Below are 25,215 nucleotides of genomic sequence, written 5' to 3' on the forward strand. Positions count from 1 at the left end.
TGCGGCTAGATCTCGAGCCTCGCGTCCTCGAGGTCGAGGTCGCGCTCGATGCGGCGCATGATGTCGTCGGTGATGTCGCCGCGGTTGCGGGCGCGGACGATCTCGGCGCGCTCGGCCTCCAGGACCTTGCGGCGCAGCCGCTGGTAGGCCTGCGAGCCGAGCTCGATGTCGCCGTCGTCGTCCTCGTCGAGCTGGGACTCGAAGCGCCGGATCCGGTACTCGTACTGGCGGTTCATGCGCTCCCACGTCTCGGCGCGCACCCAATCCTCGCCCTCCAGCTCGACGAGCCGGTCGATCGCCGCCTGCGACGCGCCGATCCGGGCGCGGGCCTCCTGCTCGGCGACGGTCTGGTCGTCGTCGTAGACGCCGGCCCACTCGATCAGCCGGCCGAGCGTCAGCCCCTGCCCGACGACCGTGACGAGGATCACCGAGTAGGCGAGGAAGATGATGAGGTCGCGGCCCGGGAACGGGGCGCCGGCGTCGGTCTGCAGCGGGATCGCCAGCGCGACGGCCAGCGACACCGCGCCGCGCATGCCCGACCAGCCCAGCAGCGCGGTGACCCGGAAGTCCGGCGGCGCGGGCCCGGAGGCCCGCCGCGGGAAGCGCCGCACGAGCAGGCGGGAGATGATGTTGAAGGGGAACAGCCACGCCATCCGGGTGGCGAGCACCGTCGCGCTGACCAGCGCCCCGTAGCCGATCAGCTCGCCGGTCGAGTAGCTGTCGAGGCCTTCGCTGATCGTCCGCAGCTGCAGGCCGATGAGCACGAACAGCGCGGCGTTCAGGCCGAAGGTCAGCAGCTCCCAGAAGCCGGTGACCTGGATGCGCGTGCTCGGCGTGACCAGCTCCGGCGAGCGCCAGCCGAGGTAGAGGCCGGCCGAGACCGCGCTGAGGACCGCCGAGACGCCGAGCGCCTCGGCCGGCAGGTAGGCCATGTACGGCGTGAGCAGCGAGATCGCGGTCTCGGTCGGCGCGTCGTCCAGCCGCTTGCGCACCGCGGCGACCACGACCCCGATCCCCACGCCCAGCGCGACGCCGACGACCGCGCTGAGCACGAAGTCCCCGAACGCGTCGAACAGCGAGAACGTCCCGGTCACCACCGCGGCGACGGCGAACTTGTAGGCGATGAGGCCCGTCGAGTCGTTGATGAGCGACTCGCCTTCGACGATCGTGACCAGCCGGCGCGGCGCGTGCGAGCGGACGGCGATCTCGGTCGCCGCGACCGGATCGGTCGGCGAGACGACGGCGCCGAGGACGAACGCGGCCGCCCACGGCAGGTCGATCACGTAGTGCGCGACGACCGCGACCGTGATCGTCGTCGCCGTGACGAGCCCGACCGCGAGCAGCCCGATCGGCTTGTAGTTGGCGCGCAGGTCCTGGATCGACGTGAAGAACGCGGCGCCGTACAGCAGCGGCGGCAGGAAGGCCACCAGGATGATGTCCGGGTCCAGGACGAAGTCGCTGACGCCCGGCACGAACGCCATCGCCGTCCCACCCGCGACGAGCAGGATCGGGTACGGGATCTGGGTCCTGTCGGCCAGCAGCAGGAAGGCGCCGACGCCGACGAGGACGGCGAGCACCACCAGGTCGCCGTGCATCTGCTCTGGAGCCTAGATGGTCGAGTCGGGATCGACCGTGGTCGAGCACGGCCGCGGGAATCCCGGCTCGGCCATCAGGTGTCGGCGGTCAGCGTCGCCACCGCGAGTGCGGCGACGCCCTCGCCGCGGCCGACGAAGCCGAGGCCTTCGCCGGTCGAGGCCTTCACGTTGACCTGACCCTGGTCGACGCCCAGCGCCTCGGCGAGGCGTGCGCGGATCGCGCCGCGCTGCGGGCTCAGCTTCGGGCGCTCCATCACGACGGTCGTGTCGACGTTGTTGATGGTGAAGCCCGCGCCGCGCACGCGGTCGACGACGTCGACGAGCAGCGCGATCGAGTCCGCGTCCTTGTAGGCCGCGTCGGTGTCGGGGAACAGCGCGCCGATGTCGTCCAGGCCCGCGGCGCCGAGCAGCGCGTCGATGACCGCGTGGGTCAGGACGTCGGCGTCGGAGTGGCCGAGGAGGCCGTGGGTGTGCTCGAGCGTGACGCCGCCGAGGATCAGCGGGCGGGCGGGGTCGGAGACCAGCTTGTGCGAGTCCCAGCCGATGCCGGTGCGGACGGTCGCGCCGCTCCCCGCACGTATGGAGTGCGGGTTCACGTCGGGCCGATCGGCTCGAGGGTGACGGCGCGACGGTCGAACGTCGCGATCTCGGTCACGCCGACGTCGCTGAGCAGCGCCATGGCCTGCTCGTACTCGAAGCCGATCTGCTCGGGCGTGTGGGCGTCGGAGCTCAGGGCGATCGGGTTGCCCGCGTCGACGACCATCTCCAGGAACGCGCGGTCGGGGTAGATCTCGCCGACCGGCTTGCGCAGCCCGGCGGTCGACAGCTCGATGGCGATGCCCGACTCGGCGATCTGCTCCATCGCGATGTCGTAGTAGAAGCGCAGGTCCTTGTCCGGCCAGGGGCGCTCCTTGCCCCAGTGCTTGACGAGGTCCGGGTGGGCCAGGATGTCGAACATGCCGCTGGCGGCCAGCTCGCCCAGCCACGTGAAGTACGTCGTCCACACGTGGTCGGCGGAGCGCGCGTGGTTCCACACGTCGAAGCGCGCGTAGTCCAGCGCGCCCTCGGCGAGGAAGTGGATCGAGCCGACGACGTAGTCCCAGTCGCGCTGCTCGAGCAGGTTGCGCATCTGCTCCTCGCGGCCGGGGATGAAGTCGGCCTCGATGCCGAGCTTGAGGTCGGTGCGGTCGCGGACGAACTCGCAGTAGCGGTCGAGGTCGTCCTGGGCGTTCTCGATCCACAGCGGGTGCTGCCACACGTCCAGGGCGGCCGTGAAGCGGTAGATGTGCTCGGCGACGCCGAGCTCGGCGATGCCGCGGTCGGCGGCCACCTCGCGGTAGCGCTCGGCGTTGGCCTCGGTGAAGTACTCGGCGGCCGGGGTGTTCTCGGCGTCGGGCCGGAGGTGGACGTGGTAATCGGTCAGCAAGATGATGGGGTCGGTCTAGCGGGCGGCGGCGCGGGCGCGCAGGAGGAGGTCGGCGAGCTTCAGGTCGTCGGGCGTCGTGACCTTGAAGTTCTCGCGAGAGGACTCTACGAGACGCACGACCCCGCCCATGTTCTCGACCAGTGACGCATCGTCAGTGGCCGCGGCCAGCGCCTCGTGCGGCTGGGCCAGCGCGCGCTCCAGCACGGCGCGGCGGAAGACCTGCGGCGTCTGGATCGCCCACAGCGCGGAGCGGTCCAGGGTCCGCTCCACCGTCCGGCCGTCGCCGGCCGACTTCTTGATGGTGTCGGTCACCGGGGCGGCGGCGATCGCCGCGTCGGCCTCGGCGTCGAGGCCGGCGAGCGTCGCCCGGATGATCGCGGGCGTCACCAGCGGCCGGGCCGCGTCGTGGACCAGGACGGGGTCGCCGGCGAGCGTGTGGTGCAGCGCGGCGCGCACCGAGTGCGAGCGCTCGTCGCCGCCGAAGACGCCCGTCGTGCCCGCCGGCGCCTCGATGCCGGGCGGCGTGGCGACGACGATGTGCCCGATCTCGGGCACCGCCTTCAGCGCGTCGATGCTCCACTCCAGCAGCGAGCGGCCCCCACACATGACGAACGCCTTGGGTCCACCGGTCCCAAGGCGTTCGCCACGTCCGGCGGCCACGACGAGCGCGACCGCGGTCATCGATGCTGCGCTACTTCGCGGCGGCGGCCAGGCGCTCGGCCGACGACTTCAGCAGGTCGTCCAGGTACGCCTCGGCGTCGTCCTCGCTCTTCTCCAGCGCGTACATCAGCTCGGAGGCGAGGATCTTCTTGGCGCGCGTGAACATCTGCTTCTCGCCGGTCGAGAGGCCCTTGTCGTGCTCGCGGATCGCCAGGTTGCGCACGACCTCGGCCAGCTCGTAGATGTCGCCGGTCTTGATCTTGTCGCGGTTGTGCTTGAACCGGCGGTTCCAGTTCTTGGGCATCTCGGACAGCTCGTCCTGCAGCACGGCGAGGACCTTCTGCACGGTCTCCTCGTCGATGACGCGCCGGAGGCCCGCGATGCCCGCGTTCTCGCAGGGGACCATGACCGTCATGTCGTTGTGCAGGATCTTGATCGTGAGGTACTCGCGCTCCTCGCCGAACATCTTCTTCAGTTCCTTCTTGAGGACCTGGCCCGCCCCGTGATGCGGGTAGACGACGTTGTCGCCGATCTCGAAATCGATGTTGACGATCTCGACTTCGATCTCGAGGTCTTCCATGATCTGCTCTTCAGTGCTACCGGGAATGATGGTCCTCCTTGGTTGGGTCGCCCACCGGGGAGATGGGGAACCGCGTTTCCAGCCGGGCCCTTGGTACGGGCACGATCAGGTCTGCAGGTACCGATCTACGAGATTGATCTCCTGCAACCGGCGAAGGCCCTCGCGGATGTCCTTCGCACGAATCTCTCCGACGCCCTCGACGGTCTCCAGCTCCGCATCGGTGGCGGCGAGCAGCTCGTCGAGCCCCCCGAACTCCTTCACGATCTGCGCGACGACGAGCTTGGGAAGCCTGGGGACGCGCCCCAGGATCCGGAAGCCGCGCGGCGAGACCGGGTAGTCGAGGGTGTTCAGCTTGCGGTCGTAGCCCATCAGCTCGGCCAGGCGGCCGAAGTCGAGCAGGTCCTGATGGGGCATGCGCCCGAGCTGGTCCAGCGCCGCGGCGAAGCTCTCGTCGGAGTCCGCCGCCAAGTAGTCGTGGATGAGGGCGGCCTTGTCGGCGGCGACGCCGACCATGACCTCCTCGAGCTGCATCTCGATGAGCCGGCCCTCGGTGCCGAGCTCGACGATGTAGCGCTCGATCTCGACGGCCATGCGCGTCACGAGCTCGGAGCGCTGGAGGACCGTCAGGACGTCGTGCAGGGTCGCGCCGCCCTCGAACTCCAGGGCGGTGAGGCGCGTGGAGACCTGGTCGAGGCGCGTGCGGTACTTGTCGAGGGTCGCCAGGGCCTGGTTGGCCTTGGCGAGGACCACCGGGATGTCCTCGAGGATGTACTTGGCGCCGTCGACGTAGAGGCTGACGACCTCGCGCCGCTGGGAGATCGCGATGACGACCGCGTCGGTCTGCTTGGACACGCGCTCGGCGGTGCGGTGGCGGGTGCCGGTCTCCAGCGTCAGGACCGTCGGGTCCGGCGTCAGCTGGACGTTGGCCATCGCGATCTTGGTCGCGTTGGCGTTCAGGACGATGCCGCCGTCCATCTTCGCCACCTGGTAAAGCAGCGCCGGCGTGTAGTCGACGTCGAGCTTGATGCCCCCGGAGAACAGGAAGCTGAGCTCGTCATGGTCGCCGATGACCAGGAGGCCGCCCGTGTGGGCGTGGAGGATGTTGTCCAGGCCCTCGCGGAGCGCGGTGCCGGGCGCGACCATCTCCAGCGCCTTGACGAGCCGGGGCTCCTGACGGCTCTCGAGCTCGTTGAGCTCATCCCCGGATCGCTGCGCCATCACGACGATTCTACCAGGGGTTCTTTAGATCGGCCTTACCGGGGCGAGGGTGTTTGCAGAAGCTGGACGGTCGTCCAGGAGCCTTGCAATTCAGGCCGCGACCGGCGCTGCCGCCTGGAAGGCCGCCTTGAGCGCGTGGCGGAGGGTCCGCGCGGTCCCAGGATGCACCGGATCGCCGAGCCCGAACTTCTCCGACTCTTCGACGCGGCGGTCCGGATGGCCGACCGTGCGCAGCTCGCCGGTGAGGCCCAGCTCGCCGAAGCAGGCCAGCGGCCGGGTGGGTGGGCCCGACTTCCCGAGCGCGATCCCGCGCTGCGCGGAGGCCACGGCGAGGGCCACCGCGAGGTCTGCGCCGGGCTCGTCGACGCGCACGCCGCCGACGACGTTGACGAACACGTCGGCGCTGCCGGTGTTGACGCCGGCGTGGCGGCCCAGGACGGCCAGGACGAGCGCCAGGCGGTTGCGGTCGATGCCGGTGACGACGCGGCGCGGCGGCACGATCTCCGACGGGGAGACGAGCGCCTGCACCTCGACGAGCAGCGGCCGGCTGCCCTCCATCGCGGCCAGGACGACCGAGCCGGGCTTGCCGGTCGCCTCCCCCACGAAGCGCGCCGACGGGTCCAGGACCTCGACCAGGCCGCCCTGCTTCATCTCGAACACGCCGGTCTCCGACGTCGAGCCGAAGCGGTTCTTCAGCGCGCGCAGCGTCCGGTAGGTCCGCTCGCGCTCGCCCTCGAACTGCAGCACGCAGTCGACGAGGTGCTCGAGGACGCGCGGGCCGGCGATCGAGCCCTCCTTGGTCACGTGGCCGACGAGGATGACCGTGGTGCCGGCGGCCTTCGCCGTGCGCATCAGGCGCGCGGCGACCTCGCGGACCTGGCCGACCGATCCGGGCGCGCCGGTGAGGTCGGGCGCGTGGAGGGTCTGGACCGAGTCGATGACGCAGACCTCGGGGCGGTGGTGCTCGATGGTCGCGACGACGGCGTCGAGGTCGGTCTCGGCGATGACGGGGACGTCGAGCGCGCGGCACGGGGCCGTCTCAAGCCGCTCGTGGCGCAGGCGGATCTGCGCGGCGGACTCCTCGCCGGAGACGTAGAGCGTGCGACGTCCCGCGCCGACGAGGTTGCCGGTCGCCATGCCGGTCAGCGTGGACTTGCCGATGCCGGGCGAGCCGCCGAGCAGGACCAGCGAGCCCGGGACGAGGCCGCCGCCCAGGACGCGGTCCAGCTCCCCGATCCCGGTCGACAGGCGCGCGACCGCCGCGGTCGTGACGTCGCGCAGCGCGACCGGCGTCGCCGCCGGGCCGGCGGCGGTGCGGCGGGCGGCGGCGCCGGAGCTCGATCGGCCCGGCGTGGAGGGCGCCCGCTCCTCCACCAGCGTGTTCCACTCCCCGCAGCCCGGGCACTGGCCGTGCCAGCGCGCCTCGGCATGGCCGCAGGAGGAGCAGACGTGGATCGTGGAGGGGCGCGCCATGAGGGGTCACGGAGAGTAGGTGCGAGACCCGATGGATTCGCCCCCGGCGATCGCCGGCTCTGTCAGCACGGCGACCAGGGCCGCGCCGACGACGAACGCCGGCGCGAGGATCAGCTCGGGGGCGAGGACTCCCACGGCCGGCGAAGCAGGCCGGCCGGCCGGCGTCAGTCGTCGTACTCGTGGCTCTCGACGAGGCACAGGATCGCGTTCTGCGGGTCCATCGTCACCGCGAAGCGGCCGGCGGGGACCGCCATCGGCTCGACGAGCGTCTGACCGCCGGCCGCGCCGATGCGCTCGAGCGTCGCGTCGAGCTCGGCGACGCCGATGTAGACGGTCCAGTAGGGGTGCGCGACGCCCGCCGGCGCGCGCATGATCCCGCCGATGTTCCGGCCCTCGTGGCCGATCGTCCGGTACACGCCGTCGGCGCCTGGGATCGCCGCCGTCGTCCAGCCGAACAGCGCCTCGTAGAACGGCGACGCGACCTCCGGGTCCGGCGTCTGCAGGTCGTTCCACGACCACAGGCCGGGGCCGTTGACGACCTCGGCGCCGGCGAACGGCGCCGGCTGCCAGAGCAGCACGACCGCGCCCTGCGGGTCGGCGACGGCCGCCAGCGCGCCGGTCTCCTCGATCGCCTCGGGGCCGAAGACGACCGTGCCGCCGAGCTCGCGCGCCCGGTCCGCCGTCGCCGCGACGTCGTCGACCGACACGTACATCGACCACGACGGCGGCATCCCCCGGGCGATCTGCGTCTCGTTGAGCTCGGCCAGCCCCGCGACGATCGCGCCGTCGTCGTCGACGAAGTACGAGTAGAAGCCCGGCATCACCTCGCGCGTCGACCAGCCGAACACCGCGCCGTAGAACGCCTGCGCGCCCGCCAGGTCCGACGTCGTGAGATCGACCCAGTTCGGGGTCCCGGCGGTGTAGCTCGTTCGGCGTGCCATGCGGGGACGCTACCCGGAGGCGTCCGACGCGTCGAGCGCGCGGAGGACGTCGGCGACCAGGTCGGCCGTGTCCTCGATCCCGGCGCTGAAGCGGATCAGGCCGTCGGGCACGTCGTCGGTGCCCCAGCGGCCGCGGCGCTCGGCCGAGGAGTGGACGCCGCCGAAGGAGGTGGCCTCGGTCACGAGCTCCGCGGCGGCGAGGAAGCGTTGTGCGACAGCTTGGTCGGCGAGCGTGAAGGTCAGGACCGAGCCGAAGCCGGGCCAGCGGACGTCGGTCACCGCGGCGTGCTCGCCGAGGGCGTCGACGAGCGCCGCCGCGTTGGCCTCCGCGCGCTCCAGGCGGAGCGCGAGCGTCGGCAGCGAGCGGTGCGCGAGCCAGACCTCGAACGGCCCCGGGATCGCGCCGGCGAGGCTGCGCCAGCCGCGGATGCCGTCGACCAGCGCGGCGTCGCGCGCGGCCGCGTAGCCGAGGACGAGGTCGGAGTGGCCGGTGAGGTGCTTGGAGGCGCTGGCCATCGCGACGTCGGCGCCGAGGTCCAGCGCGCGCTGACGCAGCGGGGTCGCGAGCGTGCCGTCGACGACCAGCAGGGCGCCGGCCGCGTGCGCGGCCTCGGCGAGGCCCGCGACGTCCAGCAGCTCCAGCCCCGGGTTGGAGGGCGTCTCGATCCACACGACGGTCGCGCCGTCGGTCGCCGCGCGGAACGCCGCGTCGCTGGACGCCACGAGCCGGACCTCGACCCCGCGCGGGCGCAGGTGCTCGGTCGCGATCGTGCGGACGCCGGGATAGGCGTCGTGCGGCGCGACGAGCACGTCGCCCGGCTTCAGGAGCGGCAGGAGCACCGCCGCGACCGCCGCCATGCCCGAGGACAGCACGACCGCCTCGGCGCCCTCCAGCGCGCCCAGGGCGGCCTCGTAGGCCGCCCACGTGGGGTTGCCGGTGCGGCCGTAGCCTTCCGGCCCGGCGGCGCCGATCCAGTGGTTGGCGGCCTGCAGCGTCGGGCCCGGCAGGAACGGCTCGCCCTGGCGCGCGGGTGGGAGGCCGGCATGGGCGGCGCGCGTCGAGTCGCCGGTCATGCGCGCGGGCACGAGTCGAACCCCGCGCGCTTGTGCGCCGCGTCGCAGAACGGCTTGTCGGCCGACCGCCCGCAGCGGCACAGCACGATCGATCCCTCGGCCGGGACCTCGAAGACCCCGCCCTCGGCGTCGATCAGCCGCACGGGCCCGGTCACCTTGTAGGGCCCGTCGTCGCGGACCTTGATCTCGACCACCGCCGGCTGAGGCTCTGCCATGCGCCCCAGCCTACGAGGTGCGAGTTTTCGCCCCCTGGGCGAGCACTCGCGGCCCGATCGCGGCGCTCTGCGCCGTGTATCAGGCGTGCTCTTTGCGCTGCTCCACCACGCCGCGTAGGTGGTCGACCACGGCCGGCGTCGACTTGCGCAGCTTGCGGATGTCCCAGCTCGTCAGCGTCACCAGCAGCATCGACGACGTCGCGACGACCGTCGCATTGCGCTGCGAGCGCTCGAGCACGCCCATCTCGCCGATGACGTCGCCGGGGCCCAGGTCGGCGATCTTCTCCCCGCCGCGCGTGACCTCGGCGGTGCCCTCCTCGATCGCGAGCACGTCGTAGGAGTAGTCGCCCTCGCGGACGAGCTCCTTGCCCTCCGGCACCGAGACCTCGGCGGCCAGGGCCGCGATGTGGCTCAGGGCGTCGTCGTCCAGGTCCGTGAAGACCGGGATCTGCTTCAGGCGTGCGCTGTCCAAGGGGGCTCTCCTCCGCTCAGGCTCTCAACTCGGGACGTCAGCCAGCCATCCTTCCCGAAACGCGAGGGTTATGCCACACCCAAGCGCGAAGGGCGGCCCATGGGCCGCCCTTCGCGTACAACCAGATCTCGCTGAGGACTACTCCGGCTGCGGGCTGTCCGAGCGCGACGCGTCGGGCTCGCCCGGGAGGATCTTCTCCTCGACGGGCTCGTCGGACGCCTCGGCGTCGCCGCCGCTCGCGCCGACGCCGACCGGCTTGGGGGCCTTCTTCGGCGCCACCACCGACAGGACGACCTCGGGGGTCTCCGCGTCGCGGTCCTCGGGGGCCTTGTCGACCATCACCGTGCCGCCGGGCATGAGCTCGGCGCGCAGGACGAAGTCGGCCAGCGGGTCCTCGATGTAGCGCTGGATCGCGCGGCGCAGCGGCCGGGCGCCCATGGACGGGTCCCAGCCCTTCTCGACCAGGAGGTCCTTGGCGTCGTCGGACAGCTCCAGCTGGAGCTCCCGCTCGGCCAGCGACGCGCGGATGCGCCGCAGCAGCAGCTCGACGATCGTCTTGATCTCGTCCTTCTGCAGCTTGTGGAAGACGATGACGTCGTCGATGCGGTTGAGGAACTCAGGCCGGAAGACCTTCTTGAGCTCGCCCATGACCCGCAGCTTCATGTCGTCGTACGTCATGCCCGTCTCGTCGTCGCTGACGGCGAAGCCCAGCGGCGTGTTGCGAGCGATCTCGGAGGCGCCGATGTTCGACGTCATGATCACGATCGCGTGACGGAAGTCCACGGTGCGGCCCTGGGAGTCGGTCAGGCGACCGTCCTCCAGGATCTGCAGCAGGATGTTGAAGACGTCCGGGTGCGCCTTCTCGATCTCGTCGAGCAGGAGCACGCAGTACGGCTTGCGCCGCACGGCCTCGGTGAGCTGACCGCCCTCGTCGTAGCCGATGTAGCCGGGGGGCGACCCGACGAGGCGCGACACCGCGTGCTTCTCCATGTACTCGGACATGTCGATGCGGATCATCGAGTCCTCGTCGCCGAACAGGAACTCGGCGAGCGTGCGGGCCAGCTCCGTCTTGCCCACGCCCGACGGGCCGAGGAACACGAAGGAGCCGGTCGGCCGCTTCGGGTCCTTCAGTCCGGCGCGCGAGCGACGGATCGCCTTCGAGATGACCTCGACGGCGGCGTGCTGCCCGATGACGCGCTTGTGGAGCTCGTCCTCCATGCGCATCAGCTTCTGGGTCTCGGCCTCGGTGAGCTTGAACACCGGGATGCCGGTCCACATCGAGACGATGTCGGCGATCTCCTCCTCGCCGATGGCCGGACGCTCGGCGCCCTCGGCCTCGCCGGCCTCCCACTGCTCCTCGAGCTCGCGCTTCTTGTTCGTCAGGCGCCGCTCCTTGTCGCGGAGGTTGGCGGCCTTCTCGAACTCCTGCGCCTCGATCGACGCCTCCTTCGAGCGGCGCGTCTCCTCGATCTCCTCTTCGAGCTCCCGGTAGACCGGGGGCGAGGTCATCGACTTGATGCGCATGCGCGACGCGGCCTCGTCGATGAGGTCGATCGCCTTGTCCGGCAGCTGCCGGTCGGAGATGTAGCGGTCGGCGAGCTCCGCCGCGGCCTCGAGGGCCTCGTCGGTGATCTCGATCTTGTGGTGCTGCTCGTAGCGGTCGCGCAGGCCCTTGAGGATCTGCACCGTCTCCTCGGGAGACGGCTGCTCCACGCGGATCTGCTGGAAGCGACGCTCCAGGGCGGAGTCGCGCTCCAAGTACTTGCGGTACTCGTCGAGCGTCGTCGCGCCGATGGTCTGCAGCTCGCCACGCGCGAGCGCCGGCTTGAGGATCGACGCGGCGTCGATCGCGCCCTCGGCGGCACCCGCGCCGACGAGGTTGTGGATCTCGTCGATGAACAGGATGATGTCGCCGCGCTGGGTGATCTCCTTCATCACCTTCTTGAGGCGCTCCTCGAACTCGCCGCGGTACTTCGAGCCGGCGACGAGGGCGGCCAGGTCCAGCGTGTAGATCTGCTTGCCCTTGAGCAGCTCGGGCACGTCGGCGTTCGTGATCCTCTGGGCGAGGCCTTCGACGACGGCGGTCTTGCCGACGCCCGGCTCGCCGATGAGCACGGGGTTGTTCTTGGTGCGGCGCGAGAGGATCTGCATGATCCGCTCGATCTCGGTCTCGCGACCGACGACCGGATCCAGCTTGCCGTCCTGGGCGAGCTTGGTGAGGTTGCGACCGAACTGGTCCAGCAGCTTCGAGGACTTCTTGCCCTCGCCGCTGGCCGCGGCGCCACCCGGCGCGCCCGCGCCCTGCGAGCCGCCCTGACGGCGCCCGCCGGGGCCCGACAGCATCCGGATGACCTCGTTGCGGATCTTCTCGGAGTCGGCGTCGAAGTCCAGGAGGATGCGGGCGGCGACGCCCTCGTTCTCACGGACGAGGCCGAGCAGGATGTGCTCGGTGCCGATGTAGTTGTGGCCGAGGCTCAGGGCCTCGCGGAGCGCCAGCTCCAGCACCTTCTTGGCACGGGGCGTGAACGGGATCTGTCCCGAGGTGACCTCTTCGCCGGAGCCCACGATCCGCACCACCTGGGCGCGAACGCGCTCCACGGTGATGTCCAGGGACTCCAGCACGCGTGCGGCCAGCCCCTCCTCCTCGCGGAGAAGGCCGAGCAGGATGTGCTCGGTGCCGATGTAGTTGTGCTTGAGCGTTCTTGCCTCTTCTTGGGCGAGCACGACCACCTGGCGGGCTCGCTCTGTGAATCGCTCGAACATCTTGGGGAACGTCCTTCCTACTGCGCGGGGGGAGATTCGCTAGCGGTCGGTCGAAGAGGTGGTCCGGATGGGAAATTCGTCGACGGGGTGAAACGGTGCTGGAGGTCACCGAGTTACCCGATCTGCCCCTCTATTCGACCGTTGCGGCCGAGAAGATGAGCGAATCGGGTCCGTTCGGCGGGCATGGGGCAGTTTACCGCAGGGTCCGCCGGAGCCCTGCGGTCCGCGAACATCCTGCAGACGCCCGCAAATCCCGGAGCGCCTGCCGGATCGGCACTAGTCCCGCATCGCCGGGAACAGCACGATCTCGCGGATCGAGTGGTGGCCGGTCATCAGCAGGACCAGGCGGTCGATGCCGATGCCGATGCCGCCCGTGGGCGGCATGCCGTGCTCCAGCGCCTCGACGAAGACCTCGTCGTAGGGCGTGGTCTCCTCGTCGCCGGCCTCGGCCAGCCGGACCTGCGCCTCGAAGCGCGCGCGCTGCTCGTCGGGGTCGTTGAGCTCCGTGAACGCGTTGCCGACCTCCATGCCGTTGGCGAAGACCTCGAAGCGCTCCACGAGGCCCGGCTTGGAGCGGTGGTCCTTGGCGAACGGGCTGAGCGCCTTGGGGTAGTCGATGACGAACGTCGGCTGGACCAGCTTGGGCTCGACGCGCTTGGAGAAGAGGTCGTCGACCAGGCCCGGCCACTCGAGGCCGTCGGTCGGGATGTCCTCGAGGTCCGGCGCGTCCTTGATCGCCTGGGCGAGCTGCTCGGCCGTGTCGTGGACCGCGATGTCGATCCCGGTCTCCTGCGCGATGGCGTCGGCCAGGGACACGCGGCGGTAGGGCGTGGCGCCGAACTCGATCTCGCCGTCGTAGCCGGCGGCCTCGGCGACGCGCGGGAGGAGCTCCTCGACCTCGCGCATGATGTCCTCGTAGTCCGCGTAGGCCTCGTACCACTCGACCATCGTGAACTCGGGGTTGTGCTTGTAGGAGACGCCCTCGTTGCGGAAGTCCTTGCCCAGCTCGTAGACGCGCTCCAGGCCGCCGACGATCAGGCGCTTGAGGTACAGCTCGGTCGCGATCCGCAGGTAGAAGTCGCGGTCCAGCGCGTTGTGATGCGTCGTGAACGGGCGCGCGGCGGCGCCGCCGTAGAGCGGCTGCAGGACCGGCGTCTCGACCTCGACGAAGCCGCGGTCGTCGAGGTAGCGACGGACGGCCGCCACGATCTTTGCGCGCGTGACGAACAGCGCGCGGGTCTCGGCGCTGGCCATCAGGTCGAGCTCGCGCTGGCGGAAGCGGGTCTCGACGTCCTTGAGGCCGTAGTGCGCGTCGGGCGGCGGGCGCAGGGCCTTGGCCAGGACCGCGTAGTCGTCGATCAGGAGCGAGAGCTCCCCGCGGCGGGTGACGAACGCGGTGCCGTCGATGCCGAGGATGTCGCCGAGGTCGACGGCGTCGAGCAGGCGCGCCATCTTCTCGGGGCCGAGGACGTCGATGCGCGCCTGGAGCTGGATGCGGCCCGAGCGGTCGACGAGGTCCAGGAACGCCATCTTGCCCTGGCCGCGGCGCTGGGTCAGGCGACCGGCGACGCGGTAGGTGTTGGTGGTCTCCGCGCCGGCGTCGAGGCCGGGGTTCTCGTCGTGGACCGCCTGGGTCGGCACGACGCCCGGGAACGACGGCGGGAACGGGTCGATGCCCGCTGCGCGCAGGGCGTCGAGCTTGGCGCGTCGGACGCGCAGCAGCTCGTTGTGCTCGTCCTCGGTCGGTGCGGCGGGCGCGGCGGGATCGCCCGCCGGATCCTCGGGCTGATCCGTCATGGCCGCCCGAGCCTAGAGCTCGACGTCGATCTTCGTGATCTTGAGCTTCCGCGCGGGGCCCTTGGGCACCGCGACGGAGACCGTGTCGTTGCGCTTGTGGCCAAGCACGGCGCGACCGATCGGCGACTCGTTGGAGATCTTCGAGTCGGCGGGGTTGACCTCGGCCGATCCGACGATCGTGAACTTCTGCGACTTGCCGGTCTTCTCGTCCTTGACGTGGACCGTCGAGCCGACGCCGACGATGTCGGACGAGATCTCGTCCGGGTTGACGACGGTCGCGGCGCGGACGCGCTCTTCGAGCTGGGCGATCTTCGCCTCGAGCATCGCCTGCGCGTTCTTCGCGTCGTCGTACTCCGAGTTCTCGGAGATGTCGCCGAACTCGCGCGCTTCCTTGATCCGCTCGGCGACCTCACGGCGGCCGTCGTTCTGGAGATGGTCAAGCTCTTCCTTGAGCTTGGTGAGACCTTCGGGGGTGAGGATGACGTCTCGAGGCATACGGTGAGGGAGTTAGCGCGGTCCGGGTCCCGGAACGGCCAACAGCGCATCCCCGGGCCCAGCGAGCGCGGCAGTATAGCGACGCTCGAGGTCCCTGCCCGGCCGCCTTGGACACGCCGTGTTGGGACCTCCGGCGTGTCCAGAAGCGGACGACCGGCTCAGGGCGAGCGGTGGATGCCCATAGGCCAGCCTCAGGCGGTGAGGAGGCTTGATGCGTAGGCGTCGATCGCCGTGCGGGCCTCGGTGACGGTGGAGGTCTGCTGCATGCGTGCGTGCAGCTCCTTGCCGGCGTCGAGGCGGTCGACGTACCAGGGGTGGAACTTGCGGAGGTAGCGGCCGGCGCGCTCGGGGCCGAGGTGCTCCTCGGCGCGGTCGAGGACCCAGCGCCACTCGGCGAGGATCTCGTCGGTCTCCGGCGCGTCGGCGCGCAGGCCCAGGAGCTGCTCGAAGAGCCACGGGTTGCCGAGCGAGCCGCGCGCGAGCATGACCGCGGCCGCGCCCGTGCGCTCGTAGGCCGCCTCGACCTCCTCGACCGTGTGCAGCCCGCCGGTGAGGATCACCGGCGCCGGCAGCGACGCCACCAGCTGCGCGGCCAGGTCGTAGTCCGGCACGCCCTTGTGATGGACCTTGGCCGAGCGCGGGTGGAAGGTGATCGCCGCAACGCCGGCCTCCTCGACCAGGCGGTGCGCGAGGTCGACCCCGCTGGTGTCGCCCGGGACCGAGCCCGACCGCAGCTTGACCGTGACCGGCTTGCCGCTGCCCTCGCCCGCGGCGCGCGCGACCGCGACCGCCGTGTCGGGGTCCTTGAGCAGCGCCGCGCCCGCGCCGGTCTTGCAGACCTTGGGCACGGGGCAGCCCATGTTGAGGTCGATGACGTCGACCTGCGGGACGTGCTCGGCGACGTAGGCCGCCGCGCTGCGCATGATCTCCGGGTCCTGCCCGAAGAGCTGCAGCGCCGTCGGCCCCTCGTCGGGATGCACGCGCAGCAGCTCGGTCAGCGTCTTCTCGTTGCCGTAGTGGATGGCGAACGAGGACACCATCTCGCTGTAGGCCATCCCGGCGCCGTGCCGCGACGCCTGCAGCCGCACGAACCAGTTGCCGATCCCGGCCAGCGGCGCGAGCAGCACGCGGTTGGGCACGCGCAGGCCGGCGAGCTCCCAGGGGTCGGTCAGTGCGGGGCGAGCGGTCGTCACGGACGCCCCAGGATAGACGCGCCGACCGGCACCTCCACGACCGCGCGGGCCTGCCGGCACACCCGCACCCGCCCCGGCGGCACACCTCGATCCACGCGCACCACCGCGCCGTCCGCGTCCAGCCAGACGAGGTCGAGCGCGAACCGCATCCCGACCGTGTGCACGCAGCGACACCGCTCCAGCCGCAGCGCGAACGGCGGCGGCGCGCGGTGGCCGAGCAGGCCGCGCAGACGGGCGAGCGGCGTCGCCGCCGTCCGGATCGGCACGGCGGGCCGCGAGGCGACCGCGGCGTCGGCGACGATGAGCGACAGGTCCATGCCCCTCTTAGGTCCCGAGCCGGCGAGATTCGCCCCCCTCCCCCAGGCGTTCTTCCGCGCGCTCGTCGCGCTGCTCGACGCGCTCGCCCCGCCGCTGCTCGACGAGGTCATGACGAAGGCCAGCCCGCGCGACGACGGCATCGAGGTCGTGCTCGCCCACGCCACCGAGATCTCCTCGACCGTCTGGATCCAGGCCGAGCGCGACGCGATCCTCGTCGGCTGCGCGGCCACCCACGAGACGCGCACCGACCCGACCGAGGCGCTCGCCCTCGTCGCTCAGCTCCTGTGCGGCGAGCGCGAGGTCCGCGGCTACGACGGCACCACGCTGCGGCCCGACTTCGGCGCGCGCAAGCCGTGAGCGCTCACGAGCCGTTGCGCTCGTGCAGCAGCTTCAGGCCCTTCAACGTGAGCAGGTCGTCGACCGCGTCGATCGCCTCCGTGTAGGGCGTCACGACGCCCGCGAGGCCGCCGGTCGCGATCGTGGCCGCCTCCTCGCCCAGCTCGTCCTGGATCCGCCCGATCAGCCCGTCGACCGCCGAGGCGAACCCGAACACGACGCCCGACCGGATCGCGTCCACCGTCCCCTTGCCGATCGCCCGGCGCGGCGCGACCAGGTCGATGCGCGGCAGCTTCGCGCCCCGCGACGTCAGCGCGTCGAGCGAGATCTCCACGCCCGGCATCAGCACGCCGCCGATGTACTCGCCGGCGGCCGAGACCACGTCGAAGTTCACCGCGGTCCCGAAGTCCACCGAGATGCACGGCCCGCCGAGCCGCTCGAACGCCGAGACCGCGTTGACCAGCCGGTCGGCGCCCAGCTCGCGCGGGTTGTCGATCTTGATCGGCATCCCCGTCCGGATCCCCGGCCCGACCGCGAGCATGCGGTGGCCGAGGTAGTGGTTGGCCATCGCCAGCCACTCCGGCTCGAGCTGGGGGACCGTCGAGGACACGATCGAGGCCGTCAGGTCCGCCAGCCCGACGCCGCGCAGCTCCAGCAGGTTGCGCAGCGCGGCCCCGAGCTCGTCGGAGGTCGACGTCCGGACGGTGGCGAAGCGCCAGTGCTCGATCAGCTCGTCCCCGCGGAACGTCCCGAAGTGGGTCTGCGTGTTGCCGACGTCGACGACGAGGAGCATCGGCGCTGCATCATGCCAAGCCGGTGGCGGTTAGGGTCCGGGCATGCCCGCCCGCCTGTTCATGATCCACGGGTCGCACCCGTGCGCGACCGTCGAGAAGGCCTTTGCGCTCAAGGGGCTGCCGTTCAAGCGGATCGAGGTCGTCGCCTCGACCCAGCCGCTGGTCATGAGGCTGCTGTTCGGCGGGCGCACCGTGCCGGGCGTGAAGTTCGCCGACGGCGCCAAGGTCCAGGGCTCGCGCGCGATCCTGCGCGCGCTCGAGGACCGCGTCCCGTCGCCGCCGCTGTACGCCGGCCCGGCCGGCGCGAGCGCCATCGCCGAGGCCGAGCGCTGGGGCGACGAGGTCTTCCAGCAGATCCCGCGCCGCCTGCTCTGGGCCGGGTTCACCAAGCACCCGGGCGCGATGCACGCCTTCCAGGAGGGCCAGCGCTCGCCCAAGCTGCCCAAGCCGGTCGTCCTGGCCGCGTCGCGGCTCGTCCTGCCGATCGAGCGCCGGATCAACGACGTCGACGACGCGGGCGTCCGCGCCGACCTCGCCGCGCTCCCGCTGCTGCTCGACCAGGTCGACCAGTACATCGCCGACGGCGTCCTCAATGGCGCGCAGCCCAACGCCGCCGACCTCCAGATCGCGCCGACGATCCGCCTGTTGTACGCCTTGGAGGACCTCCGGCCGTTGATCGACGGCCGGCCCGCCGAGGCGTTCGCGTTCCGGTGGTTCGACCGCCCGGGCGCGACCGTCCCGACGGGCGCGCTGCCCGTCGAGGCCGCGGCTCAGGCCGCGACGCTGCCGGCCGGCTGAGGCGGCGCCGGCGCGCCGGCCGCGAACGTCCCGACCAGCTCCGCGACCCGCTCGGGCTGGTCCCAGCTGACGAAGGCGTAGGCGTCGGTCAGCTCCTCCACGCGCGCGTCCGGGAAGATCTTGGCCAGGCGGTGGGCGTGCTCGACCTTGAAGAACTTGTCCTCGCGCGACCACACCAGCAGGACCGGCTTGTCGAAGGACGACAACTTGGGCGTGTTGTCCAACAACGCGTTCGGGTCGATCCCGGCCATCACCTTGCGCAGGTCGGCCATCACGCCGGCGTCGTCCAGCGCGGGCATGACCCAGCCGTCCATCACGTCGTCGGCGATCGGGCGCTTGGCCAGCCAGCCGTAGGCCAGCGGCGTGCGCCGCACGCGGCGGGCGCGCATCGGCTGCAGCATCGCCCGCAGCGCGCCCGGCACCTTCGCGGCCGCCACCAGCCCCTTGAACGCCTTCGGCGGGAAGTCGGAGAACGCGTCGCAGTCGGTCAGGACGAGCCGGCCGATCCGCTCGGGCGCCGCGACGACCGCGAACTGGCAGAGCGCGCCGCCGGTGTCGTTGCCGATCAGCGTGACGTCGCGCAGGTCCAGCCGCTCGGCGATCGCGGCGATCATCCCGGCGAGCGCGCGCGGCGAGAGGTCGGCGTCGGGCTTCATCGGGATCGTGTGGGAGCCGAGCGGCAGGTCGGGCACGACGCAGCGGAAGCGGTCGCGCAGCCGGTCGACGACCGGATCCCAGAGGCGGCCGTTGACGAGCGCCCCGTGGATGAACAGCACGGTCGGGCCGGAGCCCTCGTCGCGGTAGCGGATCGTCCCCTGGTCCAGCGTCAGCTCGGGCATGCGTCAGGCCCTCCGGGTAGATTGCGTACAGGCTGCACGCAAGTTACATACAGACTGTATGGAAATCAAGCCCACCAACAAGCAGGAGCAGCGCTCGGCCGCCACGCGCGCCAAGCTGCTGGCCGCGGCCCGCGCGCTGTTCGCCGCGCGCGGCTACGCCGCGGTCGGGACCGAGGAGATCGTCCGCGCCGCCGGCGTCACGCGCGGCGCGCTCTACCACCAGTTCCGCGACAAGGAGCAGCTGTTCGAGGCGGTCTTCGAGGAGGTCGAGGCCGAGACGACGCAGCGCATCGCCGAAGGCGCGCTGAACGACGGCGCCGCCGATCCGCTCGGCGCCCTGCGCGCCGGCGCCCGGGCGTTCCTGGCCGTCAGCGCCGAGCCGGCCATCGAGCGCATCGTCCTGCTCGACGCGCCCTCCGTCCTGGGCTGGGAGCGCTGGCGCGCGATCGGGCTGCGCTACGCGCTCGGCCTCGTCGCCGGGACGCTGCAGGCCGGGATGGACGCCGGCGCGATCGCGCCCCAGCCGGTGACGCCGCTCGCCCACGTCGTGATCGGCGCCCTCGACGAGGGCGCGCTCTACGTCGCCCGCGCCGCCGACCGGGAGACCGCGCGCGCCGAGGTCGAGGCGATCATCGACCGCCTGGTCGACGGCCTGGCGCCGTGAGGGCGGGCGGCCGCGCACGGATCGACGGCGGCTCGATCGTGCGCGCAGCGTACCCTTGAGCCACAGTGGGTCACGGGCACGATCACTCCCACGGCGGGCACGGCCACAGCCACGAGATCTCCGCCGACGCCGACCGCGGCCGGCTCGCGGTCGCGCTCGGGCTGATCCTCGGGTTCATGGCCGTCGAGGTCGCCGCCGGCATCGCCGCTTCCTCGCTGGCGCTGCTCTCCGACGCCGCCCACATGCTCACCGACGCGGCGGCGATCGCGCTCGCGCTGTTGGCGATCAGCCTCGCCCAGCGCCCGGCTCGCGGCGCGTTCACGTTCGGCCTCAAGCGCGCCGAGATCCTGTCGGCGCAGTTCAACGGCGCGACGCTCCTGGTCCTCGGCGTGCTCGTCGTCATCGAGGGCGTGCGCCGGATCATCGACCCGCCCGACGTCGAGGGCGCCGCGGTCCTCGTCGTCGCGCTGATCGGCATCGTCGTGAACCTCGCCGCCACGCGCGCGGTCGCCGGCGCCAACCGCAACTCGCTCAACGTCGAAGGCGCCTACCGGCACCTCCTGACCGACCTCGCCGCGTTCGTCGCCACGGCGATCGCCGGCGCGATCGTCCTGACCACGGGCTTCACGCAGGCCGACGGCATCGCGGCGCTGATCGTCGCCGTGATCATGTTGTACGCCTCCTACGGGCTCTTGGTCGAGTCCGGCCGCGTGTTCCTGGAGGCCGCGCCGCGCGGGATGGACGTGCCGGAGATCGGCAGGGCCATCGTGCACGAGCAGGGCGTCGTCGAGGTCCACGACCTCCACGTCTGGGAGGTCTCCAGCGACATGCCCGCGCTGGCCGCGCACGTGATCGTCGGAGGCGACTGCGACTGCCATCAGGCCCGCCTGCGGCTCGTCGAGATGCTGCGCGACCGCTTCGGGATCGAGCACACCACCCTGCAGATGGACCACCAGGCCGGCGACCTCGTCCAGCTCGAGGTCGCCTGCGAGGAAGGCCTGCCGCCGCTGCGCGCGCCGGCGACCCACGACGTCTGAGCTCAGCCCACCGGCAGCGCCAGGGCGGGGCCGGCGCGGCGCACGCCCTCGGCGACCGGGAGCGCGGCGAGGGCGTCGGCCAGGCGGGTGCCGTCCGGCGTGGCGAGCGCGAAGTCGAGCTCGAGCAGCGGGATGAGGACGAACCGGCGCTCCAGGAGCGCGGGGTGCGGGACCGTCAGGCGCTCACCGGCGTGCGCGCGCGAGTCATACAACAACACATCGACGTCGATCGCCCGCGGGCCGTGGCGGACGTACTCCGGCCCGCTGGTCACGCGCCCCATCGCGCGCTCGACGTCCTTGGCGGCCGCGAGCAGCGCGTCGGGGTCCAGGTCGGTCGCGACCGCGAGGCACGCGTTGAGGAACGCGGGCTGGTCGAGGACGTCGCCGACCGGATCGGTCTCGTAGGTGGACGACGACGCGACCGTCGCCACCCCCCGCTCCGCCAGCCCGTCGACCGCGGCCTGCAACTGGGCGCGACGGTCGCCGACGTTGGACCCGAGCCCGAGGTGGGCGACGACCGCCATCGGCGCGTCAGGCTCCCGGGATCAGCAGCGCGAGCTGGCGGCTCTGGGCCAGCAGCGTGCCGTCCGGCGCCCAGATCGAGCCGTCCTCCTCGAAAAAGCCGCCGCGCGACGTGGTCGAGGAGAAACGCGCCAGGACGGGCGCGTCGGCGTCCATGCCGGGGTGCGGCAGGCGCGTGCGGAAGTGGATCGTGAGGTCGATCGTGGGCGCGGGCGCCGGCGCCTTGAGCAGCGCGAACGGCGCGGGCAGCCAGGCGTCGCAGTAGAAGGCGAGCGCGGCGGCGTCGGCGGCGCGCGGCTCGGCGAGGCGCAGCCAGCCGCCGACGAGCGCCTCGTCGCCGCCGGCCGCGAGCGAGACGCCGGTGTCGGCCATCGCGCCGAAGACGGGCTGCAGCGCGGTGCGCAGCGCGATCTCCGGGACGCCGGGCGCCGGCGGGACGGTGTGCAGCTGCGCCGGCGGAGGGCCGACGTCCGGCGCCGGCGAGGCGTAGTCGGCGGCGGTCGGGAAGTCGGAGGCGAACGCGGCGAGGACGACGACCATCGGGCGGCCGTCCTGGAGCAGACGGGCCGAGAGCGACGTGAGCGTCCGGCCGGCGCGCTCGACCGCGACGTGGATCTGCGCGGGCTCGCCGGGAACCGGCGGGCGCAGGTAGTGCAGCGTCAGCGAGCGCGGCGCGCGGTCGGGGTCGCCGACCTCGGCCTCCATCGCCCGCAGCATGAGGGCCGCGATGTAGCCGCCGTTGGGCCCGCGCGGAACGGCCCAGCGGTCGGAGATCGTCGCGTCGTAGACGCCGGGGGCGGCGGGAACGACGGTCGTGTCCGCGTCGAACGCGGTGGTCTGCGCCGGCGCGGCCATGGGACCGCGCTCAGTCTTCTTCGTCGCCGCCGCGCTGGCGCCAGACCTCGACGCTGACCTCGTCGACGGGCAGCGGGATCGGCGGCTCGGGCTTGGCGGCCTTGACCCAGACCTCGTCGGCCGAGTACTCGTCGAGCAGCCGGTCGGCGACGGCGGAGCAGAGGCGCTCGAGCGTCTTGTAAGAGCGCTGCTGGGCGACGAGCGAGACCGTGTTGCAGACCTCGCCGTAGTCGACGGTGTCCTCGACCATGTCGGTCACGGTCGCGTCGCAGTCGCCGACCTCGAGCCGGATGTCGAGGACCAGCCGCTGGCCGACCTCCCGCTCCGCGGCGCTCACACCGTGGTGCGTGTACAGCGACAAGCCGCGGACCTCGATCGTGACCTCGGTCTGATCGCCGCCGTCCTCGTCGAAGTCGCCGTCGTCCTCGACGTCTTCAGGCTCGAGGTCGTCGTCCGGTTCCTGATCAGGCGCCATGCCGCTGCAACGTAGCACTGCGCCGCCGCGCACCGATCTCGCGGCACGAGATCAGCCCACCACGGCGCTCGCCACAGCGAGGGCCTGGTGTGCCTCGGCGACGTCGTGCACGCGGAAGACGCGGGCGCCGCGCTCGTAGGCCAGGACGTTCGCCGCGATCGTCCCGGGGATGCGGTGGTGGGGGTCCGGGGCGTCGGCCAGCTTGTGGATGAAGGACTTGCGGCTGACGCCGATGACGATGCGGAAGCCGAGGGCGACGAGCTCGTCGGTGCGCGCGAGGAGCTCCAGGTTGTGCTGGAGCGTCTTGCCGAAGCCGATGCCGGGGTCGAGGTCGATCTTGTCCTCCTTGACGCCCTCCCCGATCGCGAACTCGGCCCGCTCGAGCAGGAACGCCTTGACCTCGTCGACGACGTCGGCGTAGCGCGGGTCCTCCTGCATCGTCCGGGGCTCGCCCAGCATGTGCATCAGGCAGCAGCGCGCGCCGTGGTCGGCGGTCAGGCCGGCCATGTCGGGCGCCGCGCGGAACGCGGTCACGTCGTTGACGTAGGTGGCGCCCGCCCGGAGCGCGGCCTCGGCGACCGCGAGCTTGGCCGTGTCGATCGAGACGGTGGCGTTCGCGGCCCGCGCGAGGGCGGACACGACCGGCGTCGCGCGGCGCAGCTCCTCCTCCTCGGGGACGGGCAGCGCGCGCGGCCGGGTGGACTCGCCGCCGATGTCGAGGATCGCCGCGCCCTCGCGCGCGAGCTGGAGGCCGTGGGTGACCGCGGCGTCGCGGTCGAACCACTCGCCGCCGTCGGAGAACGAGTCCGGCGTGACGTTGACGACGCCCATGATCTCGAAGGGCGCGGGCTGGCGCTCCTGCGGCATGGCCGGGACGATAGTGCCGGCGTGTCGGCGTCGGCCGACCCGTCCACCCGCGGGCCGTTCGCTCATCCGTTCGGCCTACGGTGCCGAGAAGGGCGAACATGGACAGTTTTGCTCACCGTGCGGCAGGCTCTGCACCGGACGCCGGCGCGGATCTCAGCGCCGCCGCGCGAGCCGAGCTGCGGTGGGGGATCGAGCGGGTGCTGACGACGCACGGAGAGGGCGAGCGCCGGGACCTCGCACGGACGCTGCAGCGCGCGCTGCGCCACCTGCCCGTCGTGATGCTGCACGACCGGCGCCTGCCGGGCGGGCTGCTGGCCGAGCACCTGGCCGTCGGGCCGGGCGGCGTGACGGTCGTCGCCGGCTGGAGCGCCGCCGAGCTCGTCGAGCCGCTGACCGTCGAGCGCCTGCACGGCGTCTTCGGCGCGCGGGCGGAACTGCTCCGCGACGGCCAGCGCGCCGACCGCACGGCCCTGGTGGCGCCGCTGCGTGAGCGGGCCGTGGCGATCCGGGCGGTCATCGACGAGATGGCGCCGGTCGAGGCCGCGCTGTGCCTGGACGGCTCGGAGGCCATCGCGCGGCTGCGGCCGCTGCTGGTGGAGGGCGTGGTCGTCGGCGGGCCGAAGGCGATCGCCGAGCTCGCCGCGCGCGACGGCGACCTGCACGACTACGAGCTCGCCGCGCTCGTGGACCTGCTCGACGCCGCGCTGCCGCCGGCGCTGCGCGCCGACTAGTTCGACGCGACCACGTTGACCACCCACGCGGCGCCCGGCCGGGCGGGCGGGTGCAGCTCGACGCGTCCCACGTCCGCGCCGCGCTCGGCCACCGCCGCCACGTCCTCCGGCGTCGTCGCCGCGCGCCGCTCCATCAACAGCCCGCGCGTGACCGTCCCGCGCACCGCCTTGGCCATGTGGGAGATCGGCCTGCCGTTCGCGGTCGAGGCCTTGACCTCGATCAGCGTCGCGCGCCGGGGCCGCCAGGCGGCCGCGTAGCCGCCGGAGCGCATGTCGACGACGAGCTGGCCGGTGTCGTCCGGGAGCGTCGCGGCCAGCGCCGGCTTCCACCAGGCCGCGAGCCCGGACCGCGTCAACGCCGGGATCCGCGCGCCGATCGACAGGCGGTAGGCCGGGATCCGGTCGTCGAGCGCGACGACGCCCCAGAGGGCAGAGGCGACGAGCACCTGCTCGTGGGCGCGGGCGCGCGCGGCGGGCGTGAGGCTCGGGAGGTCCAGGTGTTGGAAGAGCACGCCGGTGTAGACCTCGCCGGCCGGCGCGGCGGGGGCGGTCGGCAGCGCGGCGTCGCGGTCGACCTCCGCCGCCTGCCCCGCGCTCAGCCCGAGGTTCTCGACCGCCCGCTTGCGCGACCCGTTCGCCAGCTTGACCAGCCCGCGCAGCGCCTTCTCGCGCCGCGGCGTGAGCGCGGGGAAGGTCAGCGTCGCGAGGTCGATCGGTGCGCCGGCGTCCGGCGCGCGCTTGCCCTCGGAGGGCGGCAGGAGGACGAGCACGGCGGCGCAGGGTACAAGTCAGTGACCATGGACGACGGCCCGCGCACCGGAGGCCTCGAGGCGCTCCTGCTCATCATCGGCATCACCGCCGCCTACGTCACCTTCGGCGCCGGCGCCTGGGCTGGGGCACCCGTCATGGTCGCCGCCTTCGCCGCCCTGATCTGGCTCGAGCGCTACGCACGCCGCCGGACACGCGACGAGGAGGAGGCCCGCAAGCGCCGCGCCGGCGCGCGCTCGATCTCGCACCTGGACTTCGACCACGATCCGTTCGACTCGCGCTGAGGGAGCTCGCGGAGCGCGGCGGCAC

General features: G+C 72.2%; 29 protein-coding genes. 6 read left to right on the plus strand and 23 right to left on the minus strand.

The features are described 5' to 3' along the window. Window positions 1-5: 5 nt before the first annotated feature. From DSM104299_RS22930 to DSM104299_RS23005, 16 genes are all read right to left on the minus strand, one after another. Window positions 6-1,595 (minus strand): Na+/H+ antiporter, encoded by a 1,590-nt coding sequence (locus tag DSM104299_RS22930; protein ID WP_272473989.1) that lies wholly within the window; start codon window positions 1,593-1,595, stop codon window positions 6-8. A 74-nt stretch (window positions 1,596-1,669) separates the two neighbouring features. Next, entirely contained in the window at window positions 1,670-2,191 is a 522-nt protein-coding gene (gene ispF, locus DSM104299_RS22935; RefSeq protein WP_272473990.1) for a 2-C-methyl-D-erythritol 2,4-cyclodiphosphate synthase, read from the minus strand. Beyond that, entirely contained in the window at window positions 2,188-3,021 is an 834-nt protein-coding gene (locus tag DSM104299_RS22940; protein WP_272473991.1) for a histidinol-phosphatase, read from the minus strand. The genes ispF and DSM104299_RS22940 overlap by 4 nt, the downstream gene beginning before the upstream one ends. A 15-nt stretch (window positions 3,022-3,036) precedes the next feature. Further along, window positions 3,037-3,702, minus strand: a complete 666-nt coding sequence (ispD, locus tag DSM104299_RS22945) for a 2-C-methyl-D-erythritol 4-phosphate cytidylyltransferase (RefSeq protein ID WP_272473992.1) — start codon at window positions 3,700-3,702, stop codon at window positions 3,037-3,039. A gap of 10 nt (window positions 3,703-3,712) precedes the next feature. Beyond that, the gene (locus DSM104299_RS22950) at window positions 3,713-4,261 is read right to left on the minus strand and encodes a CarD family transcriptional regulator (RefSeq protein WP_272473993.1); all 549 of its coding nucleotides are present in this window, start codon (window positions 4,259-4,261) and stop codon (window positions 3,713-3,715) included. Window positions 4,262-4,366: 105 nt separating this feature from the next. Beyond that, the gene (disA, locus tag DSM104299_RS22955; RefSeq protein ID WP_027005863.1) at window positions 4,367-5,479 is read right to left on the minus strand and encodes a DNA integrity scanning diadenylate cyclase DisA; all 1,113 of its coding nucleotides are present in this window, start codon (window positions 5,477-5,479) and stop codon (window positions 4,367-4,369) included. A 90-nt stretch (window positions 5,480-5,569) separates the two neighbouring features. After that, window positions 5,570-6,952 (minus strand): DNA repair protein RadA, encoded by a 1,383-nt coding sequence (radA, locus tag DSM104299_RS22960; protein WP_272473994.1) that lies wholly within the window; start codon window positions 6,950-6,952, stop codon window positions 5,570-5,572. 164 nt (window positions 6,953-7,116) lie between these two features. Beyond that, the gene (locus DSM104299_RS22965; protein ID WP_272473995.1) at window positions 7,117-7,893 is read right to left on the minus strand and encodes a VOC family protein; all 777 of its coding nucleotides are present in this window, start codon (window positions 7,891-7,893) and stop codon (window positions 7,117-7,119) included. A gap of 9 nt (window positions 7,894-7,902) precedes the next feature. Then, window positions 7,903-8,967 carry a PLP-dependent transferase gene (locus DSM104299_RS22970; RefSeq protein WP_272473996.1) on the minus strand — a complete coding sequence of 355 codons (1,065 nt, stop codon included), beginning with the start codon at window positions 8,965-8,967 and terminating at the stop codon, window positions 7,903-7,905. Next, window positions 8,964-9,182: a CDGSH iron-sulfur domain-containing protein gene (locus DSM104299_RS22975; RefSeq protein WP_272473997.1), complete on the minus strand. Its 219-nt coding sequence runs from the start codon at window positions 9,180-9,182 to the stop codon at window positions 8,964-8,966. The genes DSM104299_RS22970 and DSM104299_RS22975 overlap by 4 nt, the downstream gene beginning before the upstream one ends. A 79-nt stretch (window positions 9,183-9,261) precedes the next feature. Further along, a complete protein-coding gene (locus tag DSM104299_RS22980; RefSeq protein ID WP_272473998.1) occupies window positions 9,262-9,654 on the minus strand; it encodes a cyclic nucleotide-binding domain-containing protein in 393 nt (130 codons plus the stop codon). Window positions 9,655-9,792: 138 nt separating this feature from the next. Beyond that, the gene (locus tag DSM104299_RS22985) at window positions 9,793-12,417 is read right to left on the minus strand and encodes an ATP-dependent Clp protease ATP-binding subunit (protein WP_272473999.1); all 2,625 of its coding nucleotides are present in this window, start codon (window positions 12,415-12,417) and stop codon (window positions 9,793-9,795) included. A gap of 276 nt (window positions 12,418-12,693) precedes the next feature. Beyond that, window positions 12,694-14,214 (minus strand): lysine--tRNA ligase, encoded by a 1,521-nt coding sequence (gene lysS, locus DSM104299_RS22990; protein ID WP_272474000.1) that lies wholly within the window; start codon window positions 14,212-14,214, stop codon window positions 12,694-12,696. Window positions 14,215-14,226: 12 nt separating this feature from the next. Then, on the minus strand, window positions 14,227-14,709 hold the full coding sequence (gene greA, locus DSM104299_RS22995; RefSeq protein WP_272474001.1) for a transcription elongation factor GreA: 483 nt from the start codon (window positions 14,707-14,709) through the stop codon (window positions 14,227-14,229). Window positions 14,710-14,900: 191 nt separating this feature from the next. After that, a complete protein-coding gene (locus DSM104299_RS23000; protein WP_272474002.1) occupies window positions 14,901-15,902 on the minus strand; it encodes a tRNA dihydrouridine synthase in 1,002 nt (333 codons plus the stop codon). Continuing rightward, complete coding sequence (locus DSM104299_RS23005; protein ID WP_272474003.1) at window positions 15,899-16,219, minus strand: DUF192 domain-containing protein; 321 nt, start codon at window positions 16,217-16,219, stop codon at window positions 15,899-15,901. The genes DSM104299_RS23000 and DSM104299_RS23005 overlap by 4 nt, the downstream gene beginning before the upstream one ends. Between DSM104299_RS23005 and DSM104299_RS23010 the strand changes: the two genes are divergently transcribed. After that, a complete protein-coding gene (locus tag DSM104299_RS23010; protein ID WP_272474004.1) occupies window positions 16,218-16,577 on the plus strand; it encodes a hypothetical protein in 360 nt (119 codons plus the stop codon). The two genes, DSM104299_RS23005 and DSM104299_RS23010, sit on opposite strands and share 2 nt — an antisense overlap. 4 nt (window positions 16,578-16,581) lie before the next feature. Here the strand turns inward: DSM104299_RS23010 and DSM104299_RS23015 are convergent, their stop codons facing one another. After that, window positions 16,582-17,349, minus strand: coding sequence for a type III pantothenate kinase (locus DSM104299_RS23015; RefSeq protein WP_272474005.1), 768 nt, complete (start codon window positions 17,347-17,349; stop codon window positions 16,582-16,584). Window positions 17,350-17,392: 43 nt separating this feature from the next. Between DSM104299_RS23015 and DSM104299_RS23020 the strand changes: the two genes are divergently transcribed. Continuing rightward, the gene (locus DSM104299_RS23020) at window positions 17,393-18,148 is read left to right on the plus strand and encodes a glutathione S-transferase N-terminal domain-containing protein (protein WP_272474006.1); all 756 of its coding nucleotides are present in this window, start codon (window positions 17,393-17,395) and stop codon (window positions 18,146-18,148) included. On the opposite strand, the gene DSM104299_RS23025 is transcribed toward DSM104299_RS23020, so the two are convergent. Then, complete coding sequence (locus tag DSM104299_RS23025; RefSeq protein ID WP_272474007.1) at window positions 18,121-18,987, minus strand: alpha/beta fold hydrolase; 867 nt, start codon at window positions 18,985-18,987, stop codon at window positions 18,121-18,123. The two genes, DSM104299_RS23020 and DSM104299_RS23025, sit on opposite strands and share 28 nt — an antisense overlap. Before the next feature lie 58 nt (window positions 18,988-19,045). On the opposite strand from DSM104299_RS23025, the gene DSM104299_RS23030 reads away from it, so the two are divergent. Together DSM104299_RS23030 and DSM104299_RS23035 are read left to right on the plus strand one after the other, a co-directional pair. Then, the gene (locus DSM104299_RS23030) at window positions 19,046-19,651 is read left to right on the plus strand and encodes a TetR/AcrR family transcriptional regulator (protein ID WP_272474008.1); all 606 of its coding nucleotides are present in this window, start codon (window positions 19,046-19,048) and stop codon (window positions 19,649-19,651) included. Window positions 19,652-19,716: 65 nt separating this feature from the next. Next, window positions 19,717-20,688 carry a cation diffusion facilitator family transporter gene (locus DSM104299_RS23035; protein WP_272474009.1) on the plus strand — a complete coding sequence of 324 codons (972 nt, stop codon included), beginning with the start codon at window positions 19,717-19,719 and terminating at the stop codon, window positions 20,686-20,688. 2 nt (window positions 20,689-20,690) lie between these two features. On the opposite strand, the gene folK is transcribed toward DSM104299_RS23035, so the two are convergent. The 4 genes from folK to folP are packed head-to-tail and all read right to left on the minus strand — an operon-like array spanning window position 20,691 to window position 23,407. Next, window positions 20,691-21,212 carry a 2-amino-4-hydroxy-6-hydroxymethyldihydropteridine diphosphokinase gene (gene folK, locus DSM104299_RS23040; protein ID WP_272474010.1) on the minus strand — a complete coding sequence of 174 codons (522 nt, stop codon included), beginning with the start codon at window positions 21,210-21,212 and terminating at the stop codon, window positions 20,691-20,693. Window positions 21,213-21,219: 7 nt separating this feature from the next. Further along, window positions 21,220-22,065, minus strand: coding sequence for an acyl-CoA thioesterase (locus tag DSM104299_RS23045; RefSeq protein WP_272474011.1), 846 nt, complete (start codon window positions 22,063-22,065; stop codon window positions 21,220-21,222). Window positions 22,066-22,075: 10 nt separating this feature from the next. Further along, window positions 22,076-22,540, minus strand: coding sequence for a dihydroneopterin aldolase (folB, locus tag DSM104299_RS23050; protein ID WP_272474012.1), 465 nt, complete (start codon window positions 22,538-22,540; stop codon window positions 22,076-22,078). 51 nt (window positions 22,541-22,591) lie between these two features. Continuing rightward, window positions 22,592-23,407: a dihydropteroate synthase gene (folP, locus tag DSM104299_RS23055; RefSeq protein WP_272474013.1), complete on the minus strand. Its 816-nt coding sequence runs from the start codon at window positions 23,405-23,407 to the stop codon at window positions 22,592-22,594. A 98-nt stretch (window positions 23,408-23,505) separates the two neighbouring features. On the opposite strand from folP, the gene DSM104299_RS23060 reads away from it, so the two are divergent. Continuing rightward, window positions 23,506-24,138, plus strand: coding sequence for a hypothetical protein (locus tag DSM104299_RS23060; RefSeq protein ID WP_272474014.1), 633 nt, complete (start codon window positions 23,506-23,508; stop codon window positions 24,136-24,138). Here DSM104299_RS23060 and DSM104299_RS23065 read toward each other — a convergent pair. Beyond that, complete coding sequence (locus DSM104299_RS23065; RefSeq protein ID WP_272474015.1) at window positions 24,135-24,908, minus strand: YaaA family protein; 774 nt, start codon at window positions 24,906-24,908, stop codon at window positions 24,135-24,137. The two genes, DSM104299_RS23060 and DSM104299_RS23065, sit on opposite strands and share 4 nt — an antisense overlap. 21 nt (window positions 24,909-24,929) lie before the next feature. Between DSM104299_RS23065 and DSM104299_RS23070 the strand changes: the two genes are divergently transcribed. Further along, window positions 24,930-25,190, plus strand: coding sequence for a hypothetical protein (locus DSM104299_RS23070; RefSeq protein WP_272474016.1), 261 nt, complete (start codon window positions 24,930-24,932; stop codon window positions 25,188-25,190). The last annotated feature ends 25 nt before the right edge of the window (window positions 25,191-25,215 follow it).

Source organism: Baekduia alba (assembly GCF_028416635.1).
Classification (GTDB): domain Bacteria; phylum Actinomycetota; class Thermoleophilia; order Solirubrobacterales; family Solirubrobacteraceae; genus Baekduia; species Baekduia alba.